The following is a 26285-nucleotide window of genomic DNA, read 5'->3' as shown; positions in this document are numbered from 1 at the left end:
TATTCTCCCAAAAATATTATGTATCCCTCAAAGAAAATGGTCAGATCTGATCTGCCGTCGCAATCTTTCCGGCAATCGCGGATGCGGTTACCGTAGCAGCGGATCCCAGGTATACTTTGGAGCTTGGATGACCGGCACGGCCCTTGAAGTTACGGGTTCCGGTGCTGATCAGCACTTCGTTCTCGCCGATGACACCCTGGCAGCTTCCCCAGCAGACGCTGCAGTTCGGGTTCATGACGATGGCTCCGGCCTCCATGAAGGTGTCGATGATGCCTTCTTTTAATGCCTGACGGTAGATCGTCTGGCTTGCCGGAACAACGAGGAAACGGACACCCTCTGCGACCTTCTTTCCGCGGATGATCTCTGCGCCGACACGGAGGTCTTCGATTCTTCCGTTGTTGCAGGAACCAAGGAATGCCTCATTGATTGGCGTTCCGCACGTTTCCTCTGCCGGAACAACGCGGTCCACAAAGTCTGGCTTTGCAACAACCGGGCGGACTTTGGAGAGGTCAAAGGTATACTCTCGGACGTATTTTGCATCCGGGTCGCTGTGGAAGACTTCTTTTGGCTCTCTTCCGTGCTCTTTCAGGTATTCCATGGCTTTCTCATCTGCCTCAAAGATACCGGTCTTGGCGCCGGCTTCGACTGCCATATTACAAAGTGCCATACGGTCACTGATGCTCAGCGTTTTTGCACCCTCACCGGTAAACTCCATCACCTGGTAGTTGCATCCGTTTGCGCCGACCTCGCCGATGATGGTGAGGATCAGGTCTCTCGCATAAACGCCCTCCGGCAGTTTTCCTACAAGATTGAATTTTACGCTTTCCGGTACGAGTACCCAGGAAGTTCCCGTTACCATGCCGTACAGGAAATCGGTACAGCCGACACCGGTGCCGAATGCGCCGAGTGCTCCGTAAGAGCAGGTATGGCTGTCAGCGCCGAAGATCAGCTCGCCCGGGCGGACATAGTTCTCGATCATCACCTGATGGCATACGCCTTTTCCTTCCCAGAAGTCAATGTTGTTCTCTCTTGCAAAATCACGCATCTTTTTCTGGGATGCTGCTGTTTTCGGGCTGTCGGACGGCACGTTGTGGTCGACGATGAAAACGAGCTTTTTCGGATCCGCAATGTGCGGGTGGTTTAATTTGTTGCGGTACATATCAACCGTCAGATGAGTTGTTCCGTCGTTGCTCATCAGACGATCCAGTGTTACGGTGTGGATATCTCCCGGTTTTACTTCCGGAACGCCGGCTGCAGCGGCGATAATTTTCTCTGCAATTGTCATTCCCATGGTTCTTACTCCTCCTCGCGGTTCAAAGAGGCAATCAAGCCTCCCTGATTCAGTATGTTCTGCATATATTCCGGCAGTTTGGTGCAGGTGTACGTTTTGCCGTTCACCTCTGCGGTTCCCTCGGACATATGGAGGACCATGGTGTCCCCGTCTTCTACGGCATCCGGCAGGTCTTTACAGACAATCGCCGGCAGACCGATGTTGATGGCGTTGCGGAAAAAGATTCTGGCAAAGGATTTTGCGATAACAGCCTGTACACCAAGTGCCTTTAAAACGCCCGGTGCCTGCTCTCTTGAGGAACCACAGCCAAAGTTTTCTCCTCCTACGACAAAATCTCCCGGTTTTACTTTTTTTGCAAAGTCCGGATCTAACGATTCAAACGCATGACCTTTCATCTCATCCAGATTCGGCAGAAGCAGATACTGGGATGCGATGATCTGGTCTGTATCAAGGTCATTATGAAATTTAAAAATTTTACCCTGTTCCATTTTCTTTCTTTCGTTCCTTTCGCATAAAAATTCTGACGAATCTTATTGTATCACAAAAGATATAGTTTGCAAAAGAGAAAATAGCAAAAAAAGCAGACCGCCGCACCAAAATTCCGGTACGACGGTCTGAAAGTCTGTTTTAGTGGGTAGTTCCCATTGCTTCTTCTACTTCTTCTTTGTTGGTTACGACTGCCTCGATGCAGTATTCCAGAGATTTTGCAATCGTTTCCAGCGGCATGCTTGCCATGGTGCTTGCTTTTCCGACTACCTGCTCGCATGCGAACGGTACGTGGATGAAGCCTGCGCGGATGTTCGGATATTTCGTTGCGCACAGGTGAAGCACATTGTACATGACGCAGTTGCATACGTAGGTGCCTGCGGTGAAGGATACGTGGCACGGAAGGCCGTGTTCGCGGACGTTCTGAACCATTGCTTTGACCGGAATCGTTGCAAAGTATGCGGTCGGGCCGTCTGCCTGCAGCGGTTCATCGGACGGCTGCTCTCCGGCGTTGTCCGGGATTCTTGCGTCTGCAAGGTTGATGCCGACTTTCTCTACGGTTACGCATGCGCGTCCGCCTGCCTGTCCGACATTGATGACAACGTCCGGATTGTGCTCTTTGATGGCTGCTTCCACGCAGGAAATACTTCTGGTAAACTCGGTCGGGATCTCAACTTTTACGATCTCTGCTCCGGCGATGGTATCCGGCAGAAGTTTGATGGCCTCGAATGCCGGGTTCACGCTCTCTCCTCCAAATGGGTCAAATCCTGTTAATAAAACTTTCATCGTCTTTTCTCCTTTTGTCTCTTAATTTTTGTCTCCTGGTTCTGTCCTTTAGTATAACACAGGCTCGGGTGCAATAATCTTTCCCCGGTCCATAATCTGACGGTTATCGGTAAAAATATCGGGTTCCCGGCAGACCAGGTCGAAGTGGCCTTTCGCATTCTGCACGCCGCCGAGCGCGATATTGCGTCCAAGCCCTACGTGGAAAGTTCCATACGCGGATTCATCCTCAATGTAGCAGTTGCCGAGGCAGTTCGAGCACGAATTCAGTCCGATGCCAAGCTCTCCTGCGATATAAATCCGTGGATCGAAATATTTCTCCATATACTTCTTTAAGCGGATGCCGGTCGGTGTCTCCTCGATATCGACATATGTTGTAACTGTAACCAGCGGTTGGATTCGTCATCCAAAATCCGCCGTTTTCCGCACTGCATCATGAATTCAATTCTACTAAAATGTTCAAAAGATATCAACCTGTTTCTGATTTTTCTATGAAATTTGCACAATTCTTCCAATAAAAATCAATTTTGCGTCCGTACTGTCTGAAAATTTTGCAGAAAATTTCTTTTTCCTCAAAAAGAAAAAGAGGCGTTCACAGCCAGCAGAAACATTTCTTTCCTGCGGACCGTGACAGCCTTTTTGCCGTCTTTCTTTTTCTTATTTCCAGACCGTATCGTAGTTGATCGGTTTATAGAATGCTTTTTCCCGGCTCTCATGATCATCCGGACGGTTGCCGAGAAGCCACATGGTTTTAGTTGCGACTGCCTCCGGGGTCATATCGTATGACTCGAGAATGTTGCACAGGGTTTTCATCTCATGGCCGACTTCATAGACGGTCATATCGCTTCCCTCGTGAGAAACCTGGGTACACATGATGATGAGTTTTTCCGGGTACTTCTGGCAGAGCTCGTAAAACGGCTCCTTGATGCTCGCCGGAATACCGCCGACACCGAAGCTCTCCACAATGATCGCATCGTAGTGCTCAAAAATCGCCGGAAGCAATACCGGGCTGATTCCCGGGATCAGTTTCAAGAGAAAAACGTTATCGCTTAAGTTTTCATAAAAACGAACCGGCTTTTCATACGGCAGCATCGGCAGATACCGCAGAATCCTGCGGTCCTGTATTACCGCAAGGTACGGGAAATCGATGCTGGAAAAGGCATTGTAGCTCTTCGTCCGCACCTTCTTCGCGCGCGTTCCCGCGATGACTTTTCCGTCGAACACAATCTGTACACCCTGGGATGCATCATCACAGGCGTAATAAAAGCTATCGGACAGGTTTGTCTTTGCATCCGTGATATCCAAATTGATCGGCCGCTGTGCTCCGGTGATGACGATCGGCTTTTCCGAATTCTGAATCATATAGGAAAGCGCCGCCGCGGTGTACGCCATCGTATCAGTTCCGTGCGCGATGACGAAACCGTCGTAATCCTCGTAATGCTCCTTCGCCACTTTCACCAGCGTGCTCCAGTTCTCCGGAACCACATTCGAGCTGTCCAGATTAAACGGATTCACCGCCGTAATCTCACAGAGGCCTTCCACCTCCGGAATATAAGACAATAACTCCTCCGGCGTAATCTGCGGAGTCAGACCATTTTCCGTCTTCTTCGAAGCGATTGTGCCGCCGGTTGCGATAAATAAAATCTTTTTCAATGTAAATCACTCCTGTTTTCTCGTTTGGTAACAAGTTTTCTTTATCTTAGCAGACTTTGGGGACGGCGTAAATGATGAATTTGGAAATCGAGAAACCAATCCTTTCCATTGACGCGAAAAATTCCGTTTGCTATACTGAATTTTAGACACAGAAAATCCTTATCTACGAATTTTACATTCAGAAAGCCAGGCTTCCTATGAATCATGAAAATCATCCCGGTCATCCATATCTTTATTCTTTTCTTCTTGTTTTCGGTCTGACGCTGATCTGCGCTCTGCTTGCGGGATCTTCGTATTGATCGGAGCGTGAAAAACAGGAAGCTGCCGAACAGCGCAGAATCCAGGAGCTGCATAATGAATTTCTGACTCAGAAAGATTAAACACATGTTAAACATACGTGAAACGCCCTTTACCGGCTACGCCTTCAGCAACACCTTCTGCCCGCAGACCGGGATTTCCTCGAGATACTTAAAATACCACTTCTTCCTCCGCGCCGAATACCGCACCACCACCGGAATCCAGCAATTTTCCACTTTCAGATACACATACTGCCCGGAAGCCACTTCCACCTCGCCGTTCTGCTGCTCTACAAATGCACGGTTTTTCTTTATTTTTACAATGCCTTTCGTCATAATGATCATCCTTTCTGAACGGGTTTGAAAAGATACTCTACCTGTATTGTATGCAGAGGGGATAGGAAATTTCCACTTTTCAGGGGCAAAAAAACAGGACACGGGATTCCCCCATTGTCCTGTTCTCCTTTTATCACACACCTGCTTACCCCTCAGCATCGTTCTGCTGCCAAACTTTATCGCTCGAATCAGAACAGCTGCCCCAGCAGTTTCAGCTTTTCCTTTTTGGGGAATGCGGCTTCAAATTTTTCAAAAGCTTCCGGGTTCTTGTCACAGATAAAACTCCAACGCCAGCTGCATGGCCGTTTCATCAGAATCCGCCAGCTTACGAAAAATCACCGCCATATATTTCAATGGTCCGCCCGCCAGATAATCATGATGAAGCTGCGCAAGTTTTGAATCGCGGTATTGTTCCAGCGTCAGCATTTTGCGAAAATTGGCAGAGAATGTTTCTTTCGTCCAATGCTCAAACTGCGCCATGCTGTAATCATGAATCTGTGCAATCGGGGTCTGCAGATAGAAGTGTAATGGGGTCTGGTACCAATGTGCAGCTCCTCGGTGTCCAGAAACGCATCCTTGTGATCGACTCTTCCGGCTTTCCGGATCTGGCCTGTCTGTGCTTTTTTCAGGCAGCCACATTCCCGGCAGCCCGACTCACTGATTATCGTAACACGTAACCTCTCTTTGTGAAACCCCGGAGTCAAAAACAAAAAATCTCAAAACCAGTTGCTCTTGTTCTCCTGGTTTTGAGATTTTTTATGCTGTGTATCTTTTATTTTTCACCCGCCATCGGCTGATGGTCTGCAATTTTCAGAAAAACAAATCCAAGCGCAAAGAAAACCGCCAGACATGCAACCGCTACGTTGATCGTTCCTCCCGCCAGCTTTACAACTGCAATGACTACAGATCCAAGGAAGGAAGCGCCCTTGGCAAAAATATCGTAGATGCCAAAATATTCTCCCGAATTCTCCGCCGGAATAATTTTGGAATAATACGACCGCGACAACGACTGAATTGATCCCTGAAAGCATCCCACTCCAAATGCCAGAATCGCAAAGTGCACCAGCGTCCGCAGTGTCAGCGCATAGAGGCAGATGACAAAATAGCCTGCGATACAGATCAGAATCAGGGATACCGTGTCTTTTTTCCGCGACAATTTTGCAAAAAACAGAGATCCTCCAAAAGCGACAACCTGCGTGGCAAGCAGGAAAACAACCTGTCCGACCGTATTCAGATTCAGATCGGTTCCGATGTTGATGCAGTTGTCAATGATAGTTCCAACCCCATCAATATAGAGAAAGAATCCAATCAGAAAGAAAAATACTTTCCGGTCCGAAACTGCGATTTTTTTCAGGGTTCTGAATATTTTTCCAAATGTCTGACCGACGGTAACCGTTCTCATTTCCACGTAATTCTTCTGCCGATACTCCTTCAGCAACGGCAGCGTCACCACCAGCCACCAGAGAGCCGTCACGCAAAAGCCAATCATCTTAGAGACAAAATCCGGCAGCACCCCGACCATATCCGGCCCCAACACGTAAGCAATCAGTGCTACAAGAAACGGAATGCAGGATCCCAGGTATCCCCACGCATAGCCATAGGAGGATACCTCATCCATACGTTCCTCCGTCGTCACGTCATTCAGCATGGAATCGTAAATCGTCAGCGATGCATTATAGCAGACTCTTGTCACAATATAAATGACCAGAAACAGCACCCAGCTCGTCGCAACGCCATTCAGCACACATCCTGTGATGCCAAGACCTGCCGTTGTGGTAAAAAAGATCTTTTTCTTATCCTTACGATCCGCCAGCACACCGCAGACAGGACCGATCAGTGCCACCACCACCGTAACAATTGAAATGGCAATCGAATAATACGCCGTCGCCTGATCCGAACTGATTTTTCCCGGCCCTGTACCGATTGCCAGACTCTTAAACCAGATCGGAATCAGCGAACAGGCAAGCATAATAAATGCCGAATTTCCCACATCATATAAAACCCATGCAAACTCCTGCTCCGTCAGATTTCGAAACACTTTTGTCCGATGAAGAGCCCGAAACAGACCACTCATACTCCAATCCCCACTTTCTTTTATTTTGTCATGCAGTATCAGTGTAGCATAGATTTCTTGATATTCAAAGTATTTTTTGTATGAAAGTAGGCAAAATCATTTGCAAAACGCCAGTTTTCCCATCCTTCCATGATCCGCCGGAAATTTCACAGCAGATCATTTCGATTTCTCAGATTAATGCCGGTGTCTGCGCCAAAACGGAAAGGATCGCAATCACCGCAAAAATCACAGCAGCTGCCACTGCAGCAATCATAATTTTTCTTTTCATAGCATACCTGCTTTCTCTATCATGTTTGCGGAATATTTTGTTTTCGTAATCATATCTTTTTTCCTAAAGACATTATACCCTATGCATAGGAATACATCAAACTTTTCCAGTCCAGGCCATTTCCAGACAGCTTTTAAAAACAGTCTGGCATGACTCCAAACGATTACAGGCGCAGGCGGTCATAACCGTCTGCGCCTGTAATCGTTTCACTTTTTTTGCAGATGTTTTATAAGAATCTGATTACTATTTTTTCATTTCTCTGCTATACTTATAATAAGATGTCGGGCGTTGCACCGGCCCGGCAGTCAGTGTATTGAAAAAAGCAAGAAAGCAGAGGATCAAAGAGAACATGAGAATCTATCACAGACTTCACAAATACGTGCCATCTATGCTGCTGTTTCTGCTGTTTGAAGCAGTGGCTATTACGTTGTGGCTCACAAAGGACAATTTTTTCTATCTGCTGAATTTCAGCTACATCGGAGCCTGCCTTGGGCTTGGAACGGCACTGTTTACCGCCGGGAAACGATATGCCCGGCATTTCGTCCAGTTGGCGGTGGGCAGCTATATGTTGCTGTACCTTGGCGTGATTTCCCGTGAAAATATGCAGATCGAAGGGTTCTGGTACTACCTGTTTCTCGGCGTTTTCGAAGCAGCAACTATCCACTACGCGGTTGCAAAAATTTTCGGACCGTTGCTTTTTGGGCGTGGCTGGTGCGGTTACGCCTGCTGGACAGCTATGGTGCTGGACTTTCTGCCCTACAATCAGCCGCAGAAGCCACGAAAAGAAAAGCTGGGCTTCCTTCGCTATGTGATGTTTCTTCTGTCTCTGGCGTTGGTGTCTGGGCTGTTTCTGATGCAGGTGGCACATCTGGAGCAAATCATGTTCTGGCTTTTCCTGGCCGGAAATGCGCTTTATTACCTTGTCGGTATTGTGTTCGCCTTCCTGTTTCAAGATAACCGGGCATTCTGCAAGTACCTGTGTCCCATTACGGTTTTTCTCAAACCTATGAGCTATTTCTCTCTTCTGCGCGTCCACTGTGATGAGGATAAGTGTGTCCATTGCAGGAAGTGTCTGCAGGTCTGCCCCATGAACGTGGAGGTTAATAAGGAAACCCGCAAGCGGAAAAACGGAACAGAGTGTATTCTCTGCTATGAATGCACGAAAGTTTGTCCCTCAAAAGCACTGCATTAACCGTTTTCCTCTTCCGTAAATTTATTCCTCGCTTCAGCCGTCAGATCGTTCAGCTCAGAGAAAACAGCGTGGCAATTAATTCCTTCTCTTCCTCTTCGGTCGGCAGATCTGCCATATCCATCCATCGTTCATATTCTCCGGCAAATCCTCCGGCAGCCATTGCCTCCATGCGAAAAGACGATACAGCCAGAAGTACGGATTGTCGCCACATCCGGACCCAGCGGATTCATAAAACCGATCCCTTAATTACCTATACATAATTTTACCTGATTTTTCATGGATCGTATATACTAATGGTTGGAAATCCCCCTGTTATAACAAAATTCCAATCATTATCATACCATATATAGTACATTAATGATTGGAATTATCTATATCTTCTTTTAGCATTCTACTGCTACCTTAATTACACCGTCCCGCTTACCTTCAAAGAGTTCATAGGCTTCCTCTATCCTTTCTAAGGGATAGGTATGGGTGATAAGCGGCTCTGTGTTCAGTTTTCCCTCTGCAATCAACCGTAATGTTTCTTCACAGTCACAGCCATCCACCCCTCCGGTTTTAAAGGTAAGATTTTTTCCATACATATCCGGAAGCGGCAGGATCTGTGCCTGATCATAAAGAGCAACCACCGTCACCAGACCATTGGGTCTCGCGCATTCCCAGGCCAGACGGAAGGTAGCTTCCGCCCCCGCAACCTCCAGCACAACGTCAGCTCCCCCATGATCGCTGTTTGCCCGTACAAACGCTTCACACTTCTCCGGAGAAACCAACAAAATCTCCGGATAATGCTGTCGGATAAACTGCAGACGATTTTTATCCTTTTCACACACAATAATCCGTCTTGGTTTTTTCAGCATTACCGAAAGCAGGGTACAGATACCGGTGGGGCCGGCTCCGATGATCAGCACCGTGTCCTGCTCTGAGATCTCTGAAATACGCGCTGCCCAGTAACCGGTAGCCAGAACATCGCCCACCAGCAATGCCTGTCGATCCGTAACGCCATCCGGAATCTTATTCAGTCCCTGATCTGCAAAAGGCACACGCACATATTCCGCCTGGCCGCCATCAATCCGGCAGCCCAGCGCCCAACCGCCATTTTCATCTGTACAGTTATTCACATACCCTTTCTTGCAGAAAAAGCATTCACCGCAGAAGGTCTCCACGTTTACTGTCACCCGGTCTCCCGGTTTTACCTTGGTAACTGCCTTTCCAACCTCTTCCACAATCCCCACCATCTCATGGCCAACCGTGATCCCGGGTACTGCCCGCGGAACGCTGCCATGCTTGATATGCAGATCGCTGGAGCAAATGCTGGCGAGTGTCACTTTGACAATAGCATCCCGCTCCTGCATCAGGGTCGGTTTTGGCTTCTCTCTTAATTCGAATTTTCCTTTTGAAACGTAGGTATACGCCTGCATATTTCTATTTTCCTCCACGTTTTTTATAATCCTCATCTATACGTTTTTTCCAGTCTGCGTTCAACGGGGCACTGCACCGGACAGAGCTGATTGCTTCGCTGACCACCTCATAATTCAACGCAGTTCCTTCGCTGTCGCACTGATAGTTGACTGCACGGTCTGCACCGATTCCGAACTGGCTTGCGGTCTCTACCGCGTCAATATTAGCACCGAGGAACAAAAACTCCCAACCGTATTTCGCTTTCTGCCGCTCGATCATCTGCCTCACTTTTTCGCTGTTGTACCGGCGGCTGGCATTTTTCATTCCGTCCGTAGTGATTACGAACATGGTGTGTTCCGGTACATCCTCCGGTCTTGCATACTTATGAACATTTCCAATGTGATGAATCGCACCGCCGATGGCATCTAAGAGCGCTGTGCATCCGCGAACTGTATAATCCCGGTCGGTCATCGGTCGGATTTTCTTTACATCTACACGGTCGTGCAGGACTTCACTCACATTGTCAAACAGTACCGTTGAGATCAATGCTTCGCCCTCTGCTTTTTTCTGCTGCTCAATCATAGAATTGAATCCGCCGATGGTGTCCCGTTCCAGTCCGTTCATGGAACCGCTGCGGTCTAAGATAAAAACGATCTCTGTTAAATTCTTTCTCATATGCTTGTCCTCCTCCAAAAAGATCTCGCCCTTGCGGGCTCGCTGTCGCGGTATTCGCCAAGGTTTCGAGCAAGCTCGAACTTTGGCTCATTACACGCGCATATGGCTGCTCGGTTTTGTACCTTACAGTCATAGTATAGCGATTTTCTTTTGTGGAGTGGTCGCATGGAAAGCGACATTTCTTTGTTCTTATGCTCCGATCAGACTCTGGTCAAAGGCAAACAGTGCCTCGTTAATTTCATACACATTATAATTTCCCCGTTCGACAAAATATTCTACAATGATGTCAAATTTACTTGAATGGGACAATGTGAATCCTGCCTTGCCGAGCATCTCCTGCATCTGGGCAAGCGGCAGCTCCAAAGCGAGGGCAAATGCCAGCACCGTAGGTTTGGATGGCTTATAGAATCTATCCGAACGGATTTTTGAGAAGAGCTTCCTGTCAATATTTGCTTTCTTGTAGCACTGTGCATCCGTCATACCGCTTTCCTCAATCTTTCGAAGCAGCATTTCTGAAAAGCTCTCATCCATCTGCCCCAGCGCCTCTTCCAGAGACTGACTGCTGCAGGATTTACAGATTGCTTCGGGCGGCAGCGGGACAGATGCAGCTTCAAAGCAGGATTCCTCTTGCCATGCTTCGGAACACCGACTCTGTTCTGCCCTCCTGTCGGTATGTTCTTCCACATACCTGTCATCTATGTACACTGCGATGTCATCAAACAGCTTTCCGCTAATCTGATATGTCTTTCGGTCAAAAATAACGATATAGACCATCATCTCGTTTTCCAGCAGAAATTCGCTGATGGTATCGACTGCAACCTTCAGAGCCTGGTCTTTTGGATAGCCGTAAACACCGGAGGAAATCAGCGGAAAGGCTACAGACTGACAGCCATTTTCTTTCGCCAGATTCAAAGATGTCCGATAACAGGATTCCAGAAGATCCTGCTCCCGATGCCTGCCATCCCGCCAGCGCGGACCGACTGCATGGATCACATATTTGCAGGGCAGACGGTATCCCTTTGTAATTTTTGCACTGCCGGTTTCGCAGCCATGCAGCGTACGGCATTCTGCAAGCAGTTCCGGTCCGGCCGCACGATGAATGCAGCCGTCCACACCGCCGCCACCCAAAAGGGACGTGTTGGCCGCATTGACAATCGCATCAACACTCATTTTTGTAATATCGTTTCTGATAAGCTGCAACGGCATGAAGCATACCTCCCATTCGTCCAGCAGTTGAAAATCAACATTAGTAAATAGAATATCCCATAACATAAGCTTCTTTAAAAACACTTTGATTCTTGACTCCAGGAACTTTATCGAGATATTCCATGTCATTACTTGCAATCTTAACTCTTTTTAAGTTAAGATGCAATATTTGAGTTAAGAGCAGTTAAAAATCAACATTATTAAAAATTATTTTTATAAAAAACCGATGCAACATGAGCATTACACCCACACTGCACCGGACATTCCATCATCAACTGCTCTGTCTATTTTCTTCTTCCTTCTGCACTTCCTGCTCATGCAGCTGCTCTTTTTTCTACTCGTCCCCTTTCAGGATTTCCTGCACAGTCTCCTGGGCTCCAGGCCAATCCTGCATTTCCGATTTGATTTTCTCTTAGAAATCCCCCGTACACCTTGTACTGATCAAAGAGCCATTCCCCAGAACATTGTTCATCACTTATTCTCCAAGGGTTGCTCCATCTTATTTCCATTCTCGCATACAAACCCATGATATCATATTTACATGGAAATCACCTACTGGACGACGGCTTTTTTCTTTTGCTGTCGTCCGGCAGATGAGTCAAGCAGATATTCGCAATCCGCTTCGCTACTTGCTCATAACCGAATAACTGCTCCGCAGTTTATCAGAAGGAGCTTGCACTCCTCCTGATACAAGCAAGTCCCCACCCACTGCTTATTGCTTTTCGCAATGGAAGCAGGGGACTTACTTGATTCGGTTAAAATTATTTGTTTTTCTCCCTACTAACTAGCGAATTCTTTAATATGTTCATATCCCTGAAAGATAATTGAGCGAATATGGTCATCTTTAAGAACATAGTAAATAGCCTTTCCACTCCTGCGCCAGCGAACCAAACCGTTCATGCGTAAAATATGGATATGGTGAGAAACAGCGGACTCTGACATATTCAGTTTGTCTGCAACTTCACTGACACATGCTTCCGAGGGTCCAATTTGAAATAAAACCTTCATGCGGGAAGGGTCCCCCTTTCTGTTTTCGTTTATTTCTGAACTTTAAAGATTTTTCACAAACAGCGCCCGGATAGCGTTGAGGACGGCTATAATCATCACGCCCACATCCGCAAACACGGCCAGCCACATATTGGCGAAGCCCAGAGCGACCAGCACGAGGCAGGCCAGTTTTACGCCGATGGCCACCACGATGTTCTGATAAACGATACCAAGGCACTTGCGGGAGATTTTGATTGCTTTGGAGATCTGCAAGGGGTCATCATCCATTAGAACCACATCAGCAACCTCAATGGCGGCATCAGAACCCATGGCACCCATGGCGATGCCGATGTCTGCCCGGCGAAGCACCGGGGCGTCGTTGATGCCATCTCCCACAAAAGCCAGTTTTTCTTTCTCTGGTTTGTTCTGAATCAACTGCTCCACTTTCTCCACCTTGTCAGCAGGAAGCAGTTCACTGTAAACTTCATCCAACCCCAAAGCGGAGGCCACACTGTCAGCCACCTTCTTGGCGTCACCAGTAAGCATCACAGTCTTGCGAACCCCAGCCGACTTTAATGCCTGGATGGCTTCCTTGGAGTGAGGCTTCACGATGTCGGAAATAACAATGTGTCCGGCATATTTCCCGTCAATCGCCATGTGAATGATCGTCCCCACACTATGGCACGGAATAGCCTGGACCCCCAAACGATTCATGAGTTTGTCGTTTCCAGCTGCGACCTGATGATCATCCACTGTGGCAATCACTCCGTTGCCGCTGAGCTCCTGAATATTGGTTACACGGCTGCGGTCGATTTCCATGCCATAGGCTTTCTGTAAGCTCTTGCTGATGGGATGGCTTGAAGCGCTCTCTGCCAGAGCGGCGTATTCCACCAGCTTGTGCTCATCCATCTCATTGTGATGGATCGCATTCACCTCAAATACGCCCTGAGTCAGTGTGCCGGTCTTGTCAAAGACCACGATCTTAGCCTGTGACAGGGTCTCCAGATAGTTGGACCCCTTCACCAGAACGCCCGCCTTACTGGCTCCGCCGATGCCTGCAAAGAAAGACAGAGGAATGGAGATGACCAGAGCGCAGGGGCAGCTGGCAACGAGGAAGGTCAGCGCCCGATAGATCCAGGTCTCCCAGTCTGCATCCAGTCCCATACCGAACATCCGCACCAAAGGAGGCAGAATTGCCAAGGCCAGTGCGGCATAACATACCGCAGGGGTGTAAATTTTTGCGAAGCGGGAGATAAAGTCCTCCGACTTGGACTTCCGGGAGGAAGCATTCTCCACCAGATCCAGAATTTTGGAGACAGTGGACTCGCCAAATTCCTTGGTGGTCTGGATATGGAGCAAGCCTGTCATATTGATACAGCCAGAGATGATCTCATCCCCGGTTTTGACCTCGCGGGGCAAGCTCTCGCCTGTGAGGGCAGCGGTGTTCAGTGTAGATTCACCCTGAACCACCGTACCGTCAATAGGAACTTTTTCGCCGGGCTGTACCACAATAATGGTGCCGATCCCCACTTCGTCCGGGTCTACCTGTTCCAGTTTTCCCTCCCGTTCGATATTGGCATGATCAGGACGGATGTCCATCAGATCACTGATATTCCGGCGGCTCTTGCCCACAGCATAAGACTGGAACCATTCGCCCACCTGGTAGAACAGCATAACCGCGATGGCCTCCAGATAGTCGCCGTTTTCATATATGGCCAGGGCAAGCGCACCCAGCGTAGCCACCGCCATCAGAAAGTGCTCATCGAACACCTGACCGTTGCGGATACCTTTTCCGGCTTTTTCCAGAATGTCGTAGCCAATGACCAGATAATCCACCATGAACACAGCCAGACGTATCCAGCGGCCTGCCGCGCCAAACACTTCAAATGCGCCTGCGCCCAGGACCTGCAAAATTAACAGTAGAACCGTAGCAGTCAGAATCCGCCACAACATCACTTTTTGTTTTTTGGTCATACCGGCGGTGGGCCGCGTGCCGATGATTTGAAGAATCACGGCCAGCAGAGCCACCACGACCAGCAGACCGTTGATGATATACTCCTGCATTTCGTTTTACTCCTTTCACGATTGCTTATTCGTTTATTTGTCTAAGAGAAAGAACGCCCTGCAAGCTGCCGCTCAACAGGGCATTTCGTTTCGCTGGCTTACAGGAAGATCTCGCAATCGGGTTCCACCTTCTTGCAGGCTTTGCGAACCTCCTGCATAACAGCCTTGGGGTCCTGACCTTCCTCGAACTCCACGTTCATCTTGAGGGTCATAAAATTCACCGTAGCGCTCTGTACGCCGCTGGTCTTGCGGGCTGCATCCTCCATCAGGTTGGCGCAGTTAGCGCAATCCACATCAATTTTGTAAGTCTTTTTCATTTTGAAAATCTCCTCTCCGAGTAGTAATTTTGTGTCAAACAATTAAATCATTATTTAACTGTATCTTCATCATACGCAGGAAAACCGTCCTCGTCAACGGTTTGAACCCATATCCTGCTATTCGGGAAAAGGGTTCTTCTGTTTGGGCAAAATGCAGCTTTTATCGGCACATTCCAGTGCCTTGATAAGGGCAACCGGAACACTTTCCGCGATTTTCTTTGCGTCGCTTTATAATACGTCGTAGCGACCAGATGCACTTCACCTTCTTCCACCGTAATATTTTTGGTAATGTTATACCCCAGGGCAAACCGGGTGCCCCGCAGTTTAATAATCAAAATTCCCTTTCCTTTTCGGTTCAGCACAGAGATGGCGGTCTGACGGGTCATGCCCAAAGCCTCCAAACGCCGCTCAAGCTGAAAGGGAAGATGAATGGACTTTACGGTATAAGCCCGTCCAATCTTCGCATCCTTCAAAAGCATCTTTCTCACCTCTCAATATCAATAAACAATCATTTAATCGTTCTGTCTACATTGTAGAGCGAGGAAAATCGAAAAACAATGGACGGAGTACAAGTCCTTCCAAGAGGGATAAGAAAACTTCTGAATGGGTAAACAGTGCTAAAAAAGGTTCTGACATTGAAGCACAGCTCCATGTCAGAACCCATTTATTTCACAAATTATTTTTTGGGGTTGCGTCGTCCGGTGTTTTCCGAGCCACGCACTTCCTCATGGTAAAAGTAATCCACAATGACCGGGTGCCCAGGCTCTGCCCGGCCGTAGGGCAGCTCGTTGTCCACGAAGGGACAGCTGTTTTCTTTCGCCAGCCGTTCCGCTTGATCCTCCAAACCACGGAAGTAGCTTCTGTCTCTCTTGTTGTAGATAGCGTCGTACAGCGGAACCAAGTCAGGATATTTTTTACAAATATAGTCCATGATGTCTTTTTTGAATCCGCCTCGCAGGTTTAGATTTTCTAGCCATATCAGGTCGCATTGATTTCTGACCTGATGGAAGATAGCCTCAAAATCCGTGATACCCGGAAAGACAGGGGCAATAAAGCAGACGGTGCGAATGCCCGCATCATAGATCTGCTTCATGGCATCCAGCCGTCGCTTGATGCTGACGGCATTGTCCATATCGTTTTTGAAATCCTCGTCCAGCGTATTGATCGACCAAGAGACCGTGACCTTTCCCAGTTCTTTCAGAAGATCGATGTCACGGATTACCAAGTCTGACTTGGTGCAGATGAGAATTTCCGCCTCGCTGCCCCGGAACTGTTCAAGAAGCTTTCGGGTGTTCTGAAACTGAGCCTCCTGGGGCAGATAGCCATCGGTCACAGAACCGATGACTACGCGTTGCCCTTTGTACTTTTGCGGATTTTTGATTGCTGGCCAATGTTTCACATCCAGGAATGTACCCCACGGTTCGGTGTGCCCGGTAAATCGCTTCATAAACGAGGCGTAGCAGTATTTGCAGCCATGGGTACAGCCCACATAAGGATTGACGGAATAGCCGCCCACCGGCAGGGTGGATTTTGTCATAATATTTTTGGTTTCTACATCCTGAATCAGAATGCTGCTCTCTCTCACTTCTGCCACGTCTTCTGTTCCTCCAATACCCGGTAAAAAGCCGGGGGAAATTCTTGTACCATCTGTGCCTCTCCCATGATAGGAAGCAGATCTTCCTTCATAAATACAGGGATGCCAAGCTCATGGGCCTGATGTGTCAGGTTCCACACCCATTCCGGTTTCGATACGGCTTTGCCCTTCCTATGTCCGGTCTCAGTCCCAATGACGATCCACTCAATTTAATACAAACGGCCACCGCTGATGCCTCCTTACCGTTTTAAGATTTAGCCTTCTGCCGCAGGCGCAACTTTCCCGAAGCCGTTCCAGGCATACAGCCCCTTCTTGTCCTCATCGCCCAGGAACTTGTCCACCTGACAGATGTGCAGGATATGGTCGCCCACCTCCACCGACTGCTGCAAGATAGCCACCATCGCCAGCCGGGTGTCCGCCGGAATCTGGATATCACTGCCATCCACAGCCATCATCTCGATGTTGTTGGCGGCCACCTTGTCGGTCTCGGCACCGGTAGATGCTCCGCAGGCCATTACTGCGCCTGCCAGACTCTCACAGGGAACAGTGACAATGACTTTGCCGGTCTCACGCACACGCTTGCCGGTGTGGGACTGTTTGCCAGTGGCGAAACCCACCATAGGCGGATTGAAGGAGAGGTAAGACACAAAGCAAATGGGAGCCAGGTTCGTAGAACCATCCTCCTTTTTAGAGCAGATCAATGTCAGCGGATTGGGGGAGGTCAGAACAGTAGCCTCCATAATGTTCAGTTCTTTCATATCATTCAGACCTTTCTGAGAAATTTCAGTCGTTGACTGCATGGCCAACCAGTGATATATTTATTATACTTGACAGCAATTTTTGTTCAAGTACGCAAATTATTTGTACCTGGTATCAAAAAGTATACTGCAAAAGACGAGGAACGATCCAATCATGACTTATGAAGAATTCAAAGAAAAGGTTGGCAGTGTCATTCTAACCGATGATGGAAACTGCCCGGTCACACCGGTGGTTCAAATGCTGCAGGGCAAATGGAAACTCCAAATTCTCTATGAACTATGCATCAAGTGTCCCATGCGGTTTGGGGAACTGAAAAAAGTTCTCAAGCCCATCACCAATACAGCCCTGACCAACGCCCTGAAGGAGCTGGAAGCGGATGAATTGATCCAGCGCATCCAATATAATGAAATGCCTCTGCGAGTGGAGTACTCCCTCACCGAAAAAGGGCGGGACCTGCTGCCGGTCTTTTACGCCATTTCCCAATGGGGAATGAAATATATACCATGATTCTAACTATATTAATATCTGCCTGATAATAGCCGGGAGGCATTGACAATTTGAGTCAACTTCCCGGCTTTTTATGCATTCTCTACTGCTGCAAAGGATTCAGGAAGCAACCTGATTCATGAGAGTTTATGCATTTGTATAGTCATTTTGAACCTGCTCCGAAATCGTCATACCTCACACGCCTCCCGGAGAGCAGGCAGCAGCTCATCCAGCCGCCCGTCCAGACCGAAGGACTTTTCTTTGATATTGTCCGTAATGTAGATCTCACCAAGATTGAGGGTCACATAAGTGGCGTTTGGCTCGCCGGCCACCAGGCGCATCATCGGGGCCTTGATCAGCTGATTGCGCCAGCCAATGCCCATCTCCAGAACCACCAGTTTCTTTCCGTGGTAGGTTTTCAGAAAGTTTTGGAACCGTGCCTGGGCAGCGGCATCCGGGATCATTCTCTGACCCGCGCCCATGTGGATGTCCATGGGACCTCCGCACTTGGGACAACGCGGCACCAACTCTGTAGGCACATGGCCGCCCTGTTCGGCAGCCGATAATTTTTCGGCCACCTCTAAACTTGAATAGAGGGTATCGTGGCAGGGGCGGGCACACTGCATAGTAATCCAGTTGCCCTCAATCTCATAGATTTTCGTCGGATTGAAGCCACACAGTTCAAAGTGACCTTCTCCGTTTGACGTGACGACAAAGTAATCTTTTTCTCCTACAATGGCCTTCAAATCGTTCATCACCGGCGTAGGCTGGTACTGCCCACAGTAACGATGGATGAGCCGGGCCCAGAAGGCCCATTTTTCCTCCTCGCTGGGCCATCCGGCCATCATGCCCTGCAAAATACAACGTAAGCCGTATTTTTGTTTGAAATCCCCAAACAGTCTTTCAAAAGTCGCATTGTCCGCAAACAAATGCAGTCCTTCGGTGATGGACAGGCCGTTACTGGCTCCGATCAGGATAGCGTCCGTTTCTCTGAATTTTTTCGCAATAGGGTTCCAATCAATCATATTTGTTCGCTCCTTTCTATTTTATGGTTGCTGCGATGGATCGCTCCTGCCGGAGGGCAGCCAGAGTTTCCGCCAAATCTCCTTGCAGATACAGGCTGCGTCCCCGCAGATGCTCTGGCCTATGAGCTGCCTCTCGATTAAGACATGCATAAAAGACGTTTTCGTTTTTGGCAGTAAGTTCCCAGAAGGGCAATTTGATGATACTGGGTGTCATCTCACCCACGCCAAGTTCCAACAGCAGGACTTTTTTGTCGGACTGATCCATTATCCAGTGTCGCAGGAATCTATGGTAGCGATGCAGACTATCCTGCCAGAAGGTTCCCTCCAGAAAGGTATCATCTCGTACCCAGGGCACCAGCACCCGCCCGCAATCCGGGCAACGAGGAACAGCCTCCTCCGGCAGGCGAACACCTGCCAGGCAACCAGTCAGTTCCTTCACCAGTTCGCGGTTTTCCCCAATATCATCCCGGCAGGGCTGACTGCATTGGCAGTAGCTAAAGTCTCCCTGAAAGGCGCAAATTTGTTTCTGGGGAAATACTCGAAAAAACTGCTGATCCACATTGGTGGTCAGAACAAAAGCAGGTTTGTCCGCAACAAGCGCCTGCAGGTCCAGATAGGGCTGCCCAGTAGGGGCTTCCCACATGAAGCGGATATATTGACTGTAATACCCCCACTGTTCCCCATAGCTGGAAAAGCAATGGTAGAATCCAGCCAGCGGAGAGGTAAAGCCATACTGTTCGCGAAAGGGAGCCAATGCCTCCGAAAGTGCCGGGGACCAATGGTAGTGGTCGTATCCAGCCGCGCTTGACAGGCCGGAGCCGCCTCCGATCACAACAGCATCTGCTTGATCAATACGCTCGGCAAGTTCCTGAAGCGTCGCTTGGTTTGCAACCCTCATCGATCGTTATCTCCGCTGTCCATGGTATCCCGTGCATCCCGCAGCACTTGAGCAATGTCGGCCACAATGGTCATGCCCTTGTCCTCCAACTGCTTGGGCAGGAAGTCATACTTGTTGTTGACAGCAATATATCGAGCATGGGGAAAGCTGAGGGTCATGTTCCAGAAAGGTTCTTGGATAAACATGGGAGTCATTCGGCCCACGCCCAGCTCCAGGAACAGAATTTTGCTGTCTTTGTGTTCCAGCACATAGCGAGAAATTTTTTCGTACTGTTCTTCGTATTTCTTTCCTTGCAGAAAATTCCCATATCCTCGCACCCAAGGGAATGCCTCGCCGCCGCAGTGGGGGCATCGGGGAATGAGATCCGTGGGAATCTTCGTGTCACTCCCCATAGCGGCTACCATATCAGCCACCGGCTTTACCGCATCCCAAGTGTCATCGGTACAACAGGCGGCACACTGGAAGAAGCGGTGATCCCCCTGAATCTCTGCCACCTTCTCCTCCGGGTAGAGTTTGACAAACTGGGTATCCTGGTTCGTGGTGAGGATGAAGAAGTCCTTGCCTTTCAGCAAAGCGTCTAAATCCAAATAGGAATGACGCACAGGTGCGGTCTGGGTGGTGTGAAGGAATGTGGCGAGATACCCCCAATACTCTTCCCTTGTCTTCCAGGGGTGCATCATCCCTGCAAAAGCACCTTTGAAGTGGTACTTCTCGGCAAAAGGGCGGAAGTATTTGCGGTAAGAGTCGTTGTCCTCGTAGTAAAAATCTCCGCCACCGGCAGCGGACAGGCCGGAGGCCCCGCCCACTACCACACAGTCAGCTTCCTTTACCTCCTGTACCAAACGATGGATCTGTTCGCTATACGGCAGCGGCTTTTTGTCAGTCAGCTGATAAGGCGTACCGCCGGAAGCATAGATATGATAGTGCCTGGAATAATTCATCTGGGTCTGCATGACCAGATCATCATAGAAGTTCATTGTCACCATTCCTTTCAAGTGGATGTTATTTTTATTCTTACTTCAAATTATTTTAGCATCCTCTTGCGTCACTGTCAATATGTTGTTATAATAAAAATAACATCAAAGTAAAAAAGGAGATCAGGCTATGAAATATTCTACCCGCCTTAGCGATGCTGTTCATATTCTGGCTTTTATCGCTCTGTACCCAGACTGCGACCTGACCAGTAACAAGCTGGCAGAGAGCATTCAGACGAATCCTGCCTATGTGCGCCAGCTCATGTCCGCCCTGCGGAAGGGAGGACTGCTGGTCAGCGTGAAGGGACATCCCCGACCTGCTCTGGCTCGTGAGCCGGAGAAAATCACTCCACTGGATGCCTATCGGGCAGTAGAGGGCAACAAGCCCCTGCTCCATCAGGACATCCACACCAATCCTGCCTGTGGCGTGGGTGTAAATATTCAACTGGTGCTGCGGGATTTTTACTTGGACATTCAAAAAACAGCGGAACAAAGAATGCAAGGAATCACGTTGAAAGATGTGCTGGAACAATATCACATGACTCCCATTGGTTACCCCTGTCCTTTTGCCAAACGTATGCGGGAGCTAGTGCAGAAAGAGATAGGTGATGGTGTCCGTATCTTGGATTACACCCATGACGCTGGTCCTGAACCAGAAATATTTCAGAAGTAAAGTTTCTTTTTCCTTCAGCCTATGGTAAGATAGACTTTAAGGAGGAGTGCTAAATGATTCAGAACCCCTTACCACACGACCACGGACAAACTATCGAGCAGGAACTGGAACATATGCCCAGCGTAGAAAACTTTCAAACCGTAGCTGATATTTTCAAGCAGCTGGGGGATGGCAGCCGTATTCGCATTTTTTGGTTGCTTTGCCACTGTGAGGAATGTGTTATCAATCTTTCAGCCATGGTAAATATGAGCAGTCCTGCAGTTTCTCACCATCTCAAGCAGTTGAAATCAGCAGGTCTGATCGTTAGCCGCCGGGACGGAAAAGAGGTCTATTATAAAGCGGCCGATACCGAGCAGGCCCGAAATTTCCATCATATGATTGAGTGGCTTGTAAAAATCGCCTGTCCGTCGCAAGTAGAAAAACAAAAAGGAACGCCATGAAAAAAGAAGAATCCAAAGTTATCGCTCAAAAATTTCAAAAGATTCCAAACGGCACCCTCGCCTTGAAGCATTGCCGGGCTGGCGGAACGGGTACCACACTCTTTGGAGAACAGTTTCGAGCGGTTACCGCTGGAAAAGAAGGGGTTATGGAGGCATATGAAACTTTTCCTGGAATAGAGGTATCCTTCAATGTTTTTCTTGCTTCAGAGATCAAGTTTCAGCATGATGCTTCGGATTCTGTTTTAGAAATTTACTATTGTCGCAGTGGTCGCGTGGGTTGGAATATGCAAGACGGTACTGCCGTCTATTTAGGTACAGGTGATGTGACAGCACATAGTATGGCCTGCTGCGCGGATTCCGCCATGATGTTTCCCCTAGGATATTCAGAGGGAATTTCCATTTCCGTGGATCTGAAACAGCTCTCTTCCATTTGCCCGGAAGTTTTAAAGAATGCCGGTGTGGAGGCAGACCAGTTACGGGATCGATTTTGCTCCGGAAAACCATCCGCAATCCCGTCCTGTTCCGATTTAGAGCACATTTTTGCCCCACTCTTTTCTGCTCCTGTATCCGTTCGAATTTCCCTCTTGAAATTAAAGGTGCTGGAAATTTTGATTTATTTGAGCAACATGAAATCGGAGCATAAAGAATTGACTCAATACTTCTCCCAGCAAACCGAATTGATAAAAGAAATTCATCAACAGTTGACAGAGCACTTGGATCAACGATTTACGATCGCAGAACTTTCCAAACAGTATTTGATAAATACCTCCACTCTAAAGGAGATATTCAAGGCAGTCTACGGCCAGCCTATCGCCACCTATATGAAGGAATTTCGAGTGCGTCAGGCTATGAAATTATTACGGGAAACAAATGACACTATCGCGGATATTGCTTCCCAGGTAGGCTACCAAACCCAGGGAAAATTTTCAAGCGCTTTTCAGTCTATAGTCAAAATGTCACCCAGAGAATACAGAAAAATCCAGGGTATAGCTCCATCGGATTCCTTTAGCAAAACACTGTAATGAAAAATTCTGGTAGACTACTGCCAACAAAGCCAAGTTCTTCACTTTTGATGTATAGTCGATCAGCGTTGTCATCCTAATCTGTGCTGACTGCATCAGCAGCCGTTTTCCACATACTGAACATAGGAGATCAAACCGTCTGTTCTTACAGCATCCAGTGTTTTTACGCTGATTCCCAGTATACTGGCTGCTTCCTTCCTTGTAATCAGTTTATCCATCGCCTTCTTCGTCATAGTTCATAGCGAAAGCTCCCTTCCTGTGATAGCTACATACTACCACAAAAGTAATTATCTTTCACTGACAACTATCCTAACACACAGGGATAACTTGAATAGAGTAAAATGCTCGCATCTATCATTTCAAGCAAGAGAAAATGAAGTGAAATGCTTGCATTCTCTAATGATTATTATGAATTGATTTTTAGGGCAACACAATCCGTCGAATTATTTTGCGCTTACTTTCAAAAAATCTTGAAACGCATATTTTTAAAAATGCAGATGTAGACTGTCAAGGAGCTGGAAGCGGATAAACTGATCGTCCGCACCGAGTATCCGCAGATTCCGCCGAAGGTGGACTATACGCTTTCGGAACGAGGAAAAACGCTGATGACTGTGCTGGATCAGCTCTGTGTCTGGGGCGAGGAGAATCGACTGACAGAGTGACAACTTCCAATGGAGCAGTGAAGCACACTGCCGCCTGTGAGAAATCCTACATCTCTGGGGTGATAAGAAAAAGTACAGAGAAACCATATTTTCAGAAAGCACTGCCGGGTGCTGTATCAGCATGATACTTGGCAGGCTTTATCCATATCAGTGTATGGAGATTGGAGACAACAGCAAATGAAAGAAAACTGTCTATGGTATTGGCAAAAAAAGAGACAGGGCAAATGTCGAAAGGATAGTCCAGAATTAAAGGATGCACTCCTCAGGAGGATGCTTCCACCAAACAATGAATCTATTACCAAGATATCCAGAGAAGAAGGAATCTCTGAACAGACACTTCGTAACTGGCGGGATAAAGCCAGAAAGGAAGGCTATGCTGCTCCTGGTACGGATGCTGTTCCTGATGACTGGAGTACACAGGATAAATTTTTAGTTGTTGTTGAAACAGCAGGTATGAATGAAACGGAACTTGCCGAGTATGCCCGTAAAAAAGGTCTTTATATCGAGCAGATCAAAGCCTGGAAAGATGCCTGCATGAATGCCAATGGTGGCATCGCTAAAGAAGCTTCCCGGCTTAACCGCGAACTTAAGGATTCTGAGAAAGAACGCAGAAAACTTGAAAAAGAATTACAGCGCAAGGGCTACGTCTGCTTCCATCAATCGGGGCTTGACCGTATCGCCCAGACCGTCCTCGGCGGTCTGATAGATGATATTGAAAGGTTCAAGTGTCTCCATACCGGGCAAAGGCTTTCGATTGGTGCAAGCCGCCGCAAGGCGCATGGCAAAGTAGGTCTTGCCCTCGCCGGGATTACCCTGGATAATTGTCAGCTTTCGGGAAAGGACTTGCCGTAAAACTCTATGACAAAATCAATGGGATAGCCGCCCTTGCTCTGGCTGTGGCGAAACCACTTGTTTCCCCGGACGGTCAGACTGTCATGTTCTTTCCAGCGGTATTCTCGTCCGCTTTTTATCAGTGTCTCTCCCTGTGTGCGGAGAAAATCTTCCAGACTGACGGCATTTGCCCGGTCAATCTGCGCTTGGGTATAATTCATCGGGATAGTTCCTCCTTTTTCTGTCGTGTTTGGGGTCGATTTTGGAGCTTTTGTTCCTCTGTACGCTCGTTAAATCGGGCGGCAGTATCTACACATGACTTGACCTTCCAAAGGCGGTGTAAATCGTCTCTGACAGCCTTAAACTCGCCGTAGGTGCTTTCGTGTGCCTGTTCCAGCTCGTCATACTCGTCGGACAGCTTTTTCATATCCACCTTGCCGTCCGGGAACTCCTCGGTCAGCTTTCGTCTGGCGGCGTAGAACTGTATCAGTTCCGCTTCATGCTCTGCCTTGTACTTGGCTCTGGGCTTCTCAAACTTGATTTTCTGCAAGCCGTCATAGACAGGCTTCAAGTTCTGGAAAGCGGCGGAGCTGTCATAGAGTTGCTTAATTGCTTTCATTCGGGCGGTCTGTTCGTCCAGCGTTTTCTTCAAGCTCTCTGTGGCAGCACTGTGTTCGCTGACACGGCTTTCCAAATCTTCAAGGGAGTAAATGCCGTTTGCCCGGAGATAATTGAAAGTCTCGTTCATCTCCTTTAGATTGCTGACCTTGCCTTTCTGCGAATATGCCCCGGCTCTGCGCTGGGTGTAATAGGCGCTCAGCAGCGAAACAAGGTCGGGTGCCTGCGGCTTGGCAAGCTCCGCTTTTGCTTCGGCAATCCAATCAAACAGGAGAGCGATTTTCTTCTTGATGTCCCGGATAACGGCATTGGTGGCTCTGATCCAGCGGTTGAACTCGCCTTTCTCGGTGCGTATGCCTTTCTTCTCCATTGCCTGGACGGTTGCGCCCTCATGGACGGTGGGAAAAAGCTCCACGCCCTGACGCTCATAGCTCCGGTGGTCGATACGAACATCAATACCTTTTTCCGCAAACTTGGCATTGCATAGCTCCGCCCATGCTTCACGCCAATGTTCCAGCGTTTCGGGACTGCCCCAGTCGGTAGTGGGAACGGCGTTGAACACAAACTTTCCGTCTGCGTCTCGGATACGGTTGCCGTCCTCGTCCAGCTCATACACCCGGCGTTGCTTTAGTCCCCATTTGCCGTTCTGCTCGATGGGGCGGATGGGGCAAAGCACATGAAAATGCGGATTGGGTACGCCGCCGTCCTCCCGGTCTGGCTGGTGTACGGCGAAGTCAACCACCATGCCACGGCTCACAAAGTTCTCCAATAAAAATTGCCTTGCAAGAGCGATGTTTTCCTCAAGGGAAAATTCATTCTGCAAGGCAATGTCAAAGCTGTATGCAAGCCGGGCGTTCTTTCCACGCTCGGCTTTTTCCACGGCGTTCCATAGGGTTTGGCGGTCTGCGTATTCTGGCGGTGCATGGGACGGCAAGAGAATGTCAGAGCAGATCACGCCGCCCTTGCGGGTGTAGTCGCTGTATTCGCCGTAATACTCGCTATACAATCGCTCCCCGGCTCGGTAGGCAGCAGAAGCGATAGCGGACTGTCCTGCGCTTCGCTTAGTCTGCGTGACGCTCAGATGAAATAGTGCCATCGGCTTTCAACTCCTTTTCTCTGTTTGCTTGGCTGATGTGGGTAATCGTCATGTGACGGACGGCTCGCTGGACTTCGGACAAAGAAAAGATTTGTTCCATCAGCTCTGTCATTTCGGTGCGTGTGAGATCTTTGACCTCCGGGGCAAGGCTCTCAATCGTGCCGCCCAGATTGCAAAGACG

At 48.5% G+C, this 26285-nt stretch carries 29 protein-coding genes and 3 pseudogenes; 7 read left to right on the top strand and 25 right to left on the bottom strand.

Annotation, left to right across the window (positions count from 1 at the left end):
• Positions 1–40 precede the first annotated feature (40 nt).
• The 8 genes from DWZ44_RS00180 to DWZ44_RS00135 all read right to left on the bottom strand — a co-directional run bounded on the left by DWZ44_RS00180 (position 41) and on the right by DWZ44_RS00135 (position 6919).
• A complete protein-coding gene (locus DWZ44_RS00180; protein WP_117509127.1) occupies positions 41–1291 on the bottom strand; it encodes a 3-isopropylmalate dehydratase large subunit in 1251 nt (416 codons plus the stop codon).
• Between the two features lie 5 nt (positions 1292–1296).
• A complete protein-coding gene (locus tag DWZ44_RS00175; RefSeq protein ID WP_055218301.1) occupies positions 1297–1779 on the bottom strand; it encodes a LeuD/DmdB family oxidoreductase small subunit in 483 nt (160 codons plus the stop codon).
• 139 nt (positions 1780–1918) lie between these two features.
• Positions 1919–2563, bottom strand: coding sequence for a pyroglutamyl-peptidase I (pcp, locus tag DWZ44_RS00170; protein WP_117804011.1), 645 nt, complete (start codon positions 2561–2563; stop codon positions 1919–1921).
• Between the two features lie 48 nt (positions 2564–2611).
• Complete coding sequence (locus DWZ44_RS00165) at positions 2612–2884, bottom strand: hypothetical protein (protein ID WP_191892600.1); 273 nt, start codon at positions 2882–2884, stop codon at positions 2612–2614.
• A 333-nt stretch (positions 2885–3217) separates the two neighbouring features.
• Complete coding sequence (locus tag DWZ44_RS00160) at positions 3218–4213, bottom strand: asparaginase (RefSeq protein WP_117509129.1); 996 nt, start codon at positions 4211–4213, stop codon at positions 3218–3220.
• 416 nt (positions 4214–4629) lie between these two features.
• Positions 4630–4845, bottom strand: a complete 216-nt coding sequence (locus DWZ44_RS00150; RefSeq protein ID WP_022462490.1) for a hypothetical protein — start codon at positions 4843–4845, stop codon at positions 4630–4632.
• Between the two features lie 270 nt (positions 4846–5115).
• A complete protein-coding gene (locus DWZ44_RS00140) occupies positions 5116–5325 on the bottom strand; it encodes a hypothetical protein (RefSeq protein ID WP_243001817.1) in 210 nt (69 codons plus the stop codon).
• 292 nt (positions 5326–5617) lie between these two features.
• Entirely contained in the window at positions 5618–6919 is a 1302-nt protein-coding gene (locus DWZ44_RS00135; RefSeq protein WP_117760423.1) for an MFS transporter, read from the bottom strand.
• Positions 6920–7536: 617 nt separating this feature from the next.
• On the opposite strand from DWZ44_RS00135, the gene DWZ44_RS00130 reads away from it, so the two are divergent.
• Positions 7537–8379 carry a 4Fe-4S binding protein gene (locus tag DWZ44_RS00130; RefSeq protein WP_117804163.1) on the top strand — a complete coding sequence of 281 codons (843 nt, stop codon included), beginning with the start codon at positions 7537–7539 and terminating at the stop codon, positions 8377–8379.
• A gap of 49 nt (positions 8380–8428) precedes the next feature.
• On the opposite strand, the gene DWZ44_RS18100 is transcribed toward DWZ44_RS00130, so the two are convergent.
• The 10 genes from DWZ44_RS18100 to DWZ44_RS00080 form a co-directional block, all read right to left on the bottom strand.
• Positions 8429–8590, bottom strand: a complete 162-nt coding sequence (locus DWZ44_RS18100) for a hypothetical protein (RefSeq protein ID WP_158565074.1) — start codon at positions 8588–8590, stop codon at positions 8429–8431.
• A 172-nt stretch (positions 8591–8762) separates the two neighbouring features.
• Positions 8763–9797, bottom strand: coding sequence for an alcohol dehydrogenase (locus DWZ44_RS00125; protein ID WP_055228476.1), 1035 nt, complete (start codon positions 9795–9797; stop codon positions 8763–8765).
• 4 nt (positions 9798–9801) lie between these two features.
• Positions 9802–10452 (bottom strand): vWA domain-containing protein, encoded by a 651-nt coding sequence (locus DWZ44_RS00120; RefSeq protein WP_117804010.1) that lies wholly within the window; start codon positions 10450–10452, stop codon positions 9802–9804.
• 189 nt (positions 10453–10641) lie between these two features.
• Positions 10642–11658 (bottom strand): O-acetyl-ADP-ribose deacetylase, encoded by a 1017-nt coding sequence (locus DWZ44_RS00115; RefSeq protein WP_117804009.1) that lies wholly within the window; start codon positions 11656–11658, stop codon positions 10642–10644.
• A 780-nt stretch (positions 11659–12438) separates the two neighbouring features.
• Positions 12439–12699 carry an ArsR/SmtB family transcription factor gene (locus DWZ44_RS00110; protein WP_256359688.1) on the bottom strand — a complete coding sequence of 87 codons (261 nt, stop codon included), beginning with the start codon at positions 12697–12699 and terminating at the stop codon, positions 12439–12441.
• 9 nt (positions 12700–12708) lie between these two features.
• The gene (locus DWZ44_RS00105; RefSeq protein ID WP_117509135.1) at positions 12709–14709 is read right to left on the bottom strand and encodes a heavy metal translocating P-type ATPase; all 2001 of its coding nucleotides are present in this window, start codon (positions 14707–14709) and stop codon (positions 12709–12711) included.
• 98 nt (positions 14710–14807) lie between these two features.
• Positions 14808–15026 carry a cation transporter gene (locus DWZ44_RS00100; RefSeq protein ID WP_117509136.1) on the bottom strand — a complete coding sequence of 73 codons (219 nt, stop codon included), beginning with the start codon at positions 15024–15026 and terminating at the stop codon, positions 14808–14810.
• A gap of 50 nt (positions 15027–15076) precedes the next feature.
• Complete coding sequence (locus DWZ44_RS19415; protein WP_117804008.1) at positions 15077–15505, bottom strand: FeoA family protein; 429 nt, start codon at positions 15503–15505, stop codon at positions 15077–15079.
• 197 nt (positions 15506–15702) lie between these two features.
• On the bottom strand, positions 15703–16620 hold the full coding sequence (locus DWZ44_RS00090; RefSeq protein ID WP_117804007.1) for a radical SAM mobile pair protein B: 918 nt from the start codon (positions 16618–16620) through the stop codon (positions 15703–15705).
• A 254-nt stretch (positions 16621–16874) separates the two neighbouring features.
• Entirely contained in the window at positions 16875–17420 is a 546-nt protein-coding gene (locus DWZ44_RS00080) for a flavin reductase family protein (protein ID WP_243002013.1), read from the bottom strand.
• Between the two features lie 112 nt (positions 17421–17532).
• On the opposite strand from DWZ44_RS00080, the gene DWZ44_RS00075 reads away from it, so the two are divergent.
• Positions 17533–17886: a winged helix-turn-helix transcriptional regulator gene (locus tag DWZ44_RS00075; RefSeq protein ID WP_117800764.1), complete on the top strand. Its 354-nt coding sequence runs from the start codon at positions 17533–17535 to the stop codon at positions 17884–17886.
• Between the two features lie 167 nt (positions 17887–18053).
• Here the strand turns inward: DWZ44_RS00075 and DWZ44_RS00070 are convergent, their stop codons facing one another.
• The 3 genes from DWZ44_RS00070 to DWZ44_RS00060 are packed head-to-tail and all read right to left on the bottom strand — an operon-like array spanning position 18054 to position 20765.
• A complete protein-coding gene (locus DWZ44_RS00070; protein WP_117804005.1) occupies positions 18054–18890 on the bottom strand; it encodes an NAD-dependent protein deacetylase, SIR2 family in 837 nt (278 codons plus the stop codon).
• 16 nt (positions 18891–18906) lie between these two features.
• Complete coding sequence (locus DWZ44_RS00065; protein ID WP_117800762.1) at positions 18907–19788, bottom strand: NAD-dependent protein deacetylase, SIR2 family; 882 nt, start codon at positions 19786–19788, stop codon at positions 18907–18909.
• The gene (locus tag DWZ44_RS00060; protein ID WP_173841546.1) at positions 19785–20765 is read right to left on the bottom strand and encodes an NAD-dependent protein deacetylase; all 981 of its coding nucleotides are present in this window, start codon (positions 20763–20765) and stop codon (positions 19785–19787) included. Before DWZ44_RS00060 ends, DWZ44_RS00065 begins: the two co-directional genes overlap by 4 nt.
• Before the next feature lie 127 nt (positions 20766–20892).
• On the opposite strand from DWZ44_RS00060, the gene DWZ44_RS00055 reads away from it, so the two are divergent.
• From DWZ44_RS00055 to DWZ44_RS00045, 3 genes are read left to right on the top strand one after another with little or no spacing between them, the layout of a single operon-like run.
• The gene (locus tag DWZ44_RS00055; RefSeq protein WP_243002012.1) at positions 20893–21435 is read left to right on the top strand and encodes an Rrf2 family transcriptional regulator; all 543 of its coding nucleotides are present in this window, start codon (positions 20893–20895) and stop codon (positions 21433–21435) included.
• Between the two features lie 53 nt (positions 21436–21488).
• Positions 21489–21875: an ArsR/SmtB family transcription factor gene (locus tag DWZ44_RS00050; RefSeq protein WP_055228485.1), complete on the top strand. Its 387-nt coding sequence runs from the start codon at positions 21489–21491 to the stop codon at positions 21873–21875.
• Positions 21872–22897, top strand: coding sequence for a helix-turn-helix domain-containing protein (locus DWZ44_RS00045; RefSeq protein ID WP_117804004.1), 1026 nt, complete (start codon positions 21872–21874; stop codon positions 22895–22897). The genes DWZ44_RS00050 and DWZ44_RS00045 overlap by 4 nt, the downstream gene beginning before the upstream one ends.
• A gap of 95 nt (positions 22898–22992) precedes the next feature.
• Here the strand turns inward: DWZ44_RS00045 and DWZ44_RS00040 are convergent, their stop codons facing one another.
• Complete coding sequence (locus DWZ44_RS00040; protein ID WP_442857661.1) at positions 22993–23130, bottom strand: hypothetical protein; 138 nt, start codon at positions 23128–23130, stop codon at positions 22993–22995.
• A gap of 273 nt (positions 23131–23403) precedes the next feature.
• On the opposite strand from DWZ44_RS00040, the pseudogene DWZ44_RS00030 reads away from it, so the two are divergent.
• Positions 23404–23559 (top strand): annotated as a pseudogene (locus tag DWZ44_RS00030) (winged helix-turn-helix transcriptional regulator); the annotation flags it as partial.
• 177 nt (positions 23560–23736) lie between these two features.
• A pseudogene (locus DWZ44_RS18955) lies at positions 23737–23937 on the top strand (transposase); the annotation flags it as partial.
• A 258-nt stretch (positions 23938–24195) separates the two neighbouring features.
• On the opposite strand, the pseudogene DWZ44_RS00015 reads toward DWZ44_RS18955, so the two are convergent.
• From DWZ44_RS00015 to DWZ44_RS00005, 3 genes and pseudogenes are all read right to left on the bottom strand, one after another.
• Positions 24196–24611, bottom strand: a pseudogene (locus DWZ44_RS00015) (AAA family ATPase); the annotation flags it as partial.
• Positions 24608–26104 carry a MobQ family relaxase gene (gene mobQ / locus DWZ44_RS00010; RefSeq protein ID WP_117804003.1) on the bottom strand — a complete coding sequence of 499 codons (1497 nt, stop codon included), beginning with the start codon at positions 26102–26104 and terminating at the stop codon, positions 24608–24610. The gene mobQ and the pseudogene DWZ44_RS00015, both read right to left, overlap by 4 nt.
• A partial coding sequence (locus DWZ44_RS00005; RefSeq protein ID WP_117804002.1) for a DUF3847 domain-containing protein occupies positions 26070–26285 on the bottom strand: 216 nt, incomplete at its 5' end. The genes DWZ44_RS00005 and mobQ, both read right to left, overlap by 35 nt.

Source organism: Blautia sp. AF32-4BH (assembly GCF_003460565.1).
Lineage (GTDB): Bacteria > Bacillota > Clostridia > Lachnospirales > Lachnospiraceae > Fusicatenibacter > Fusicatenibacter saccharivorans.
The sequence above is the reverse complement of the archived record's forward strand: the minus strand, read 5'-3'. Positions and strand labels throughout refer to the sequence as shown.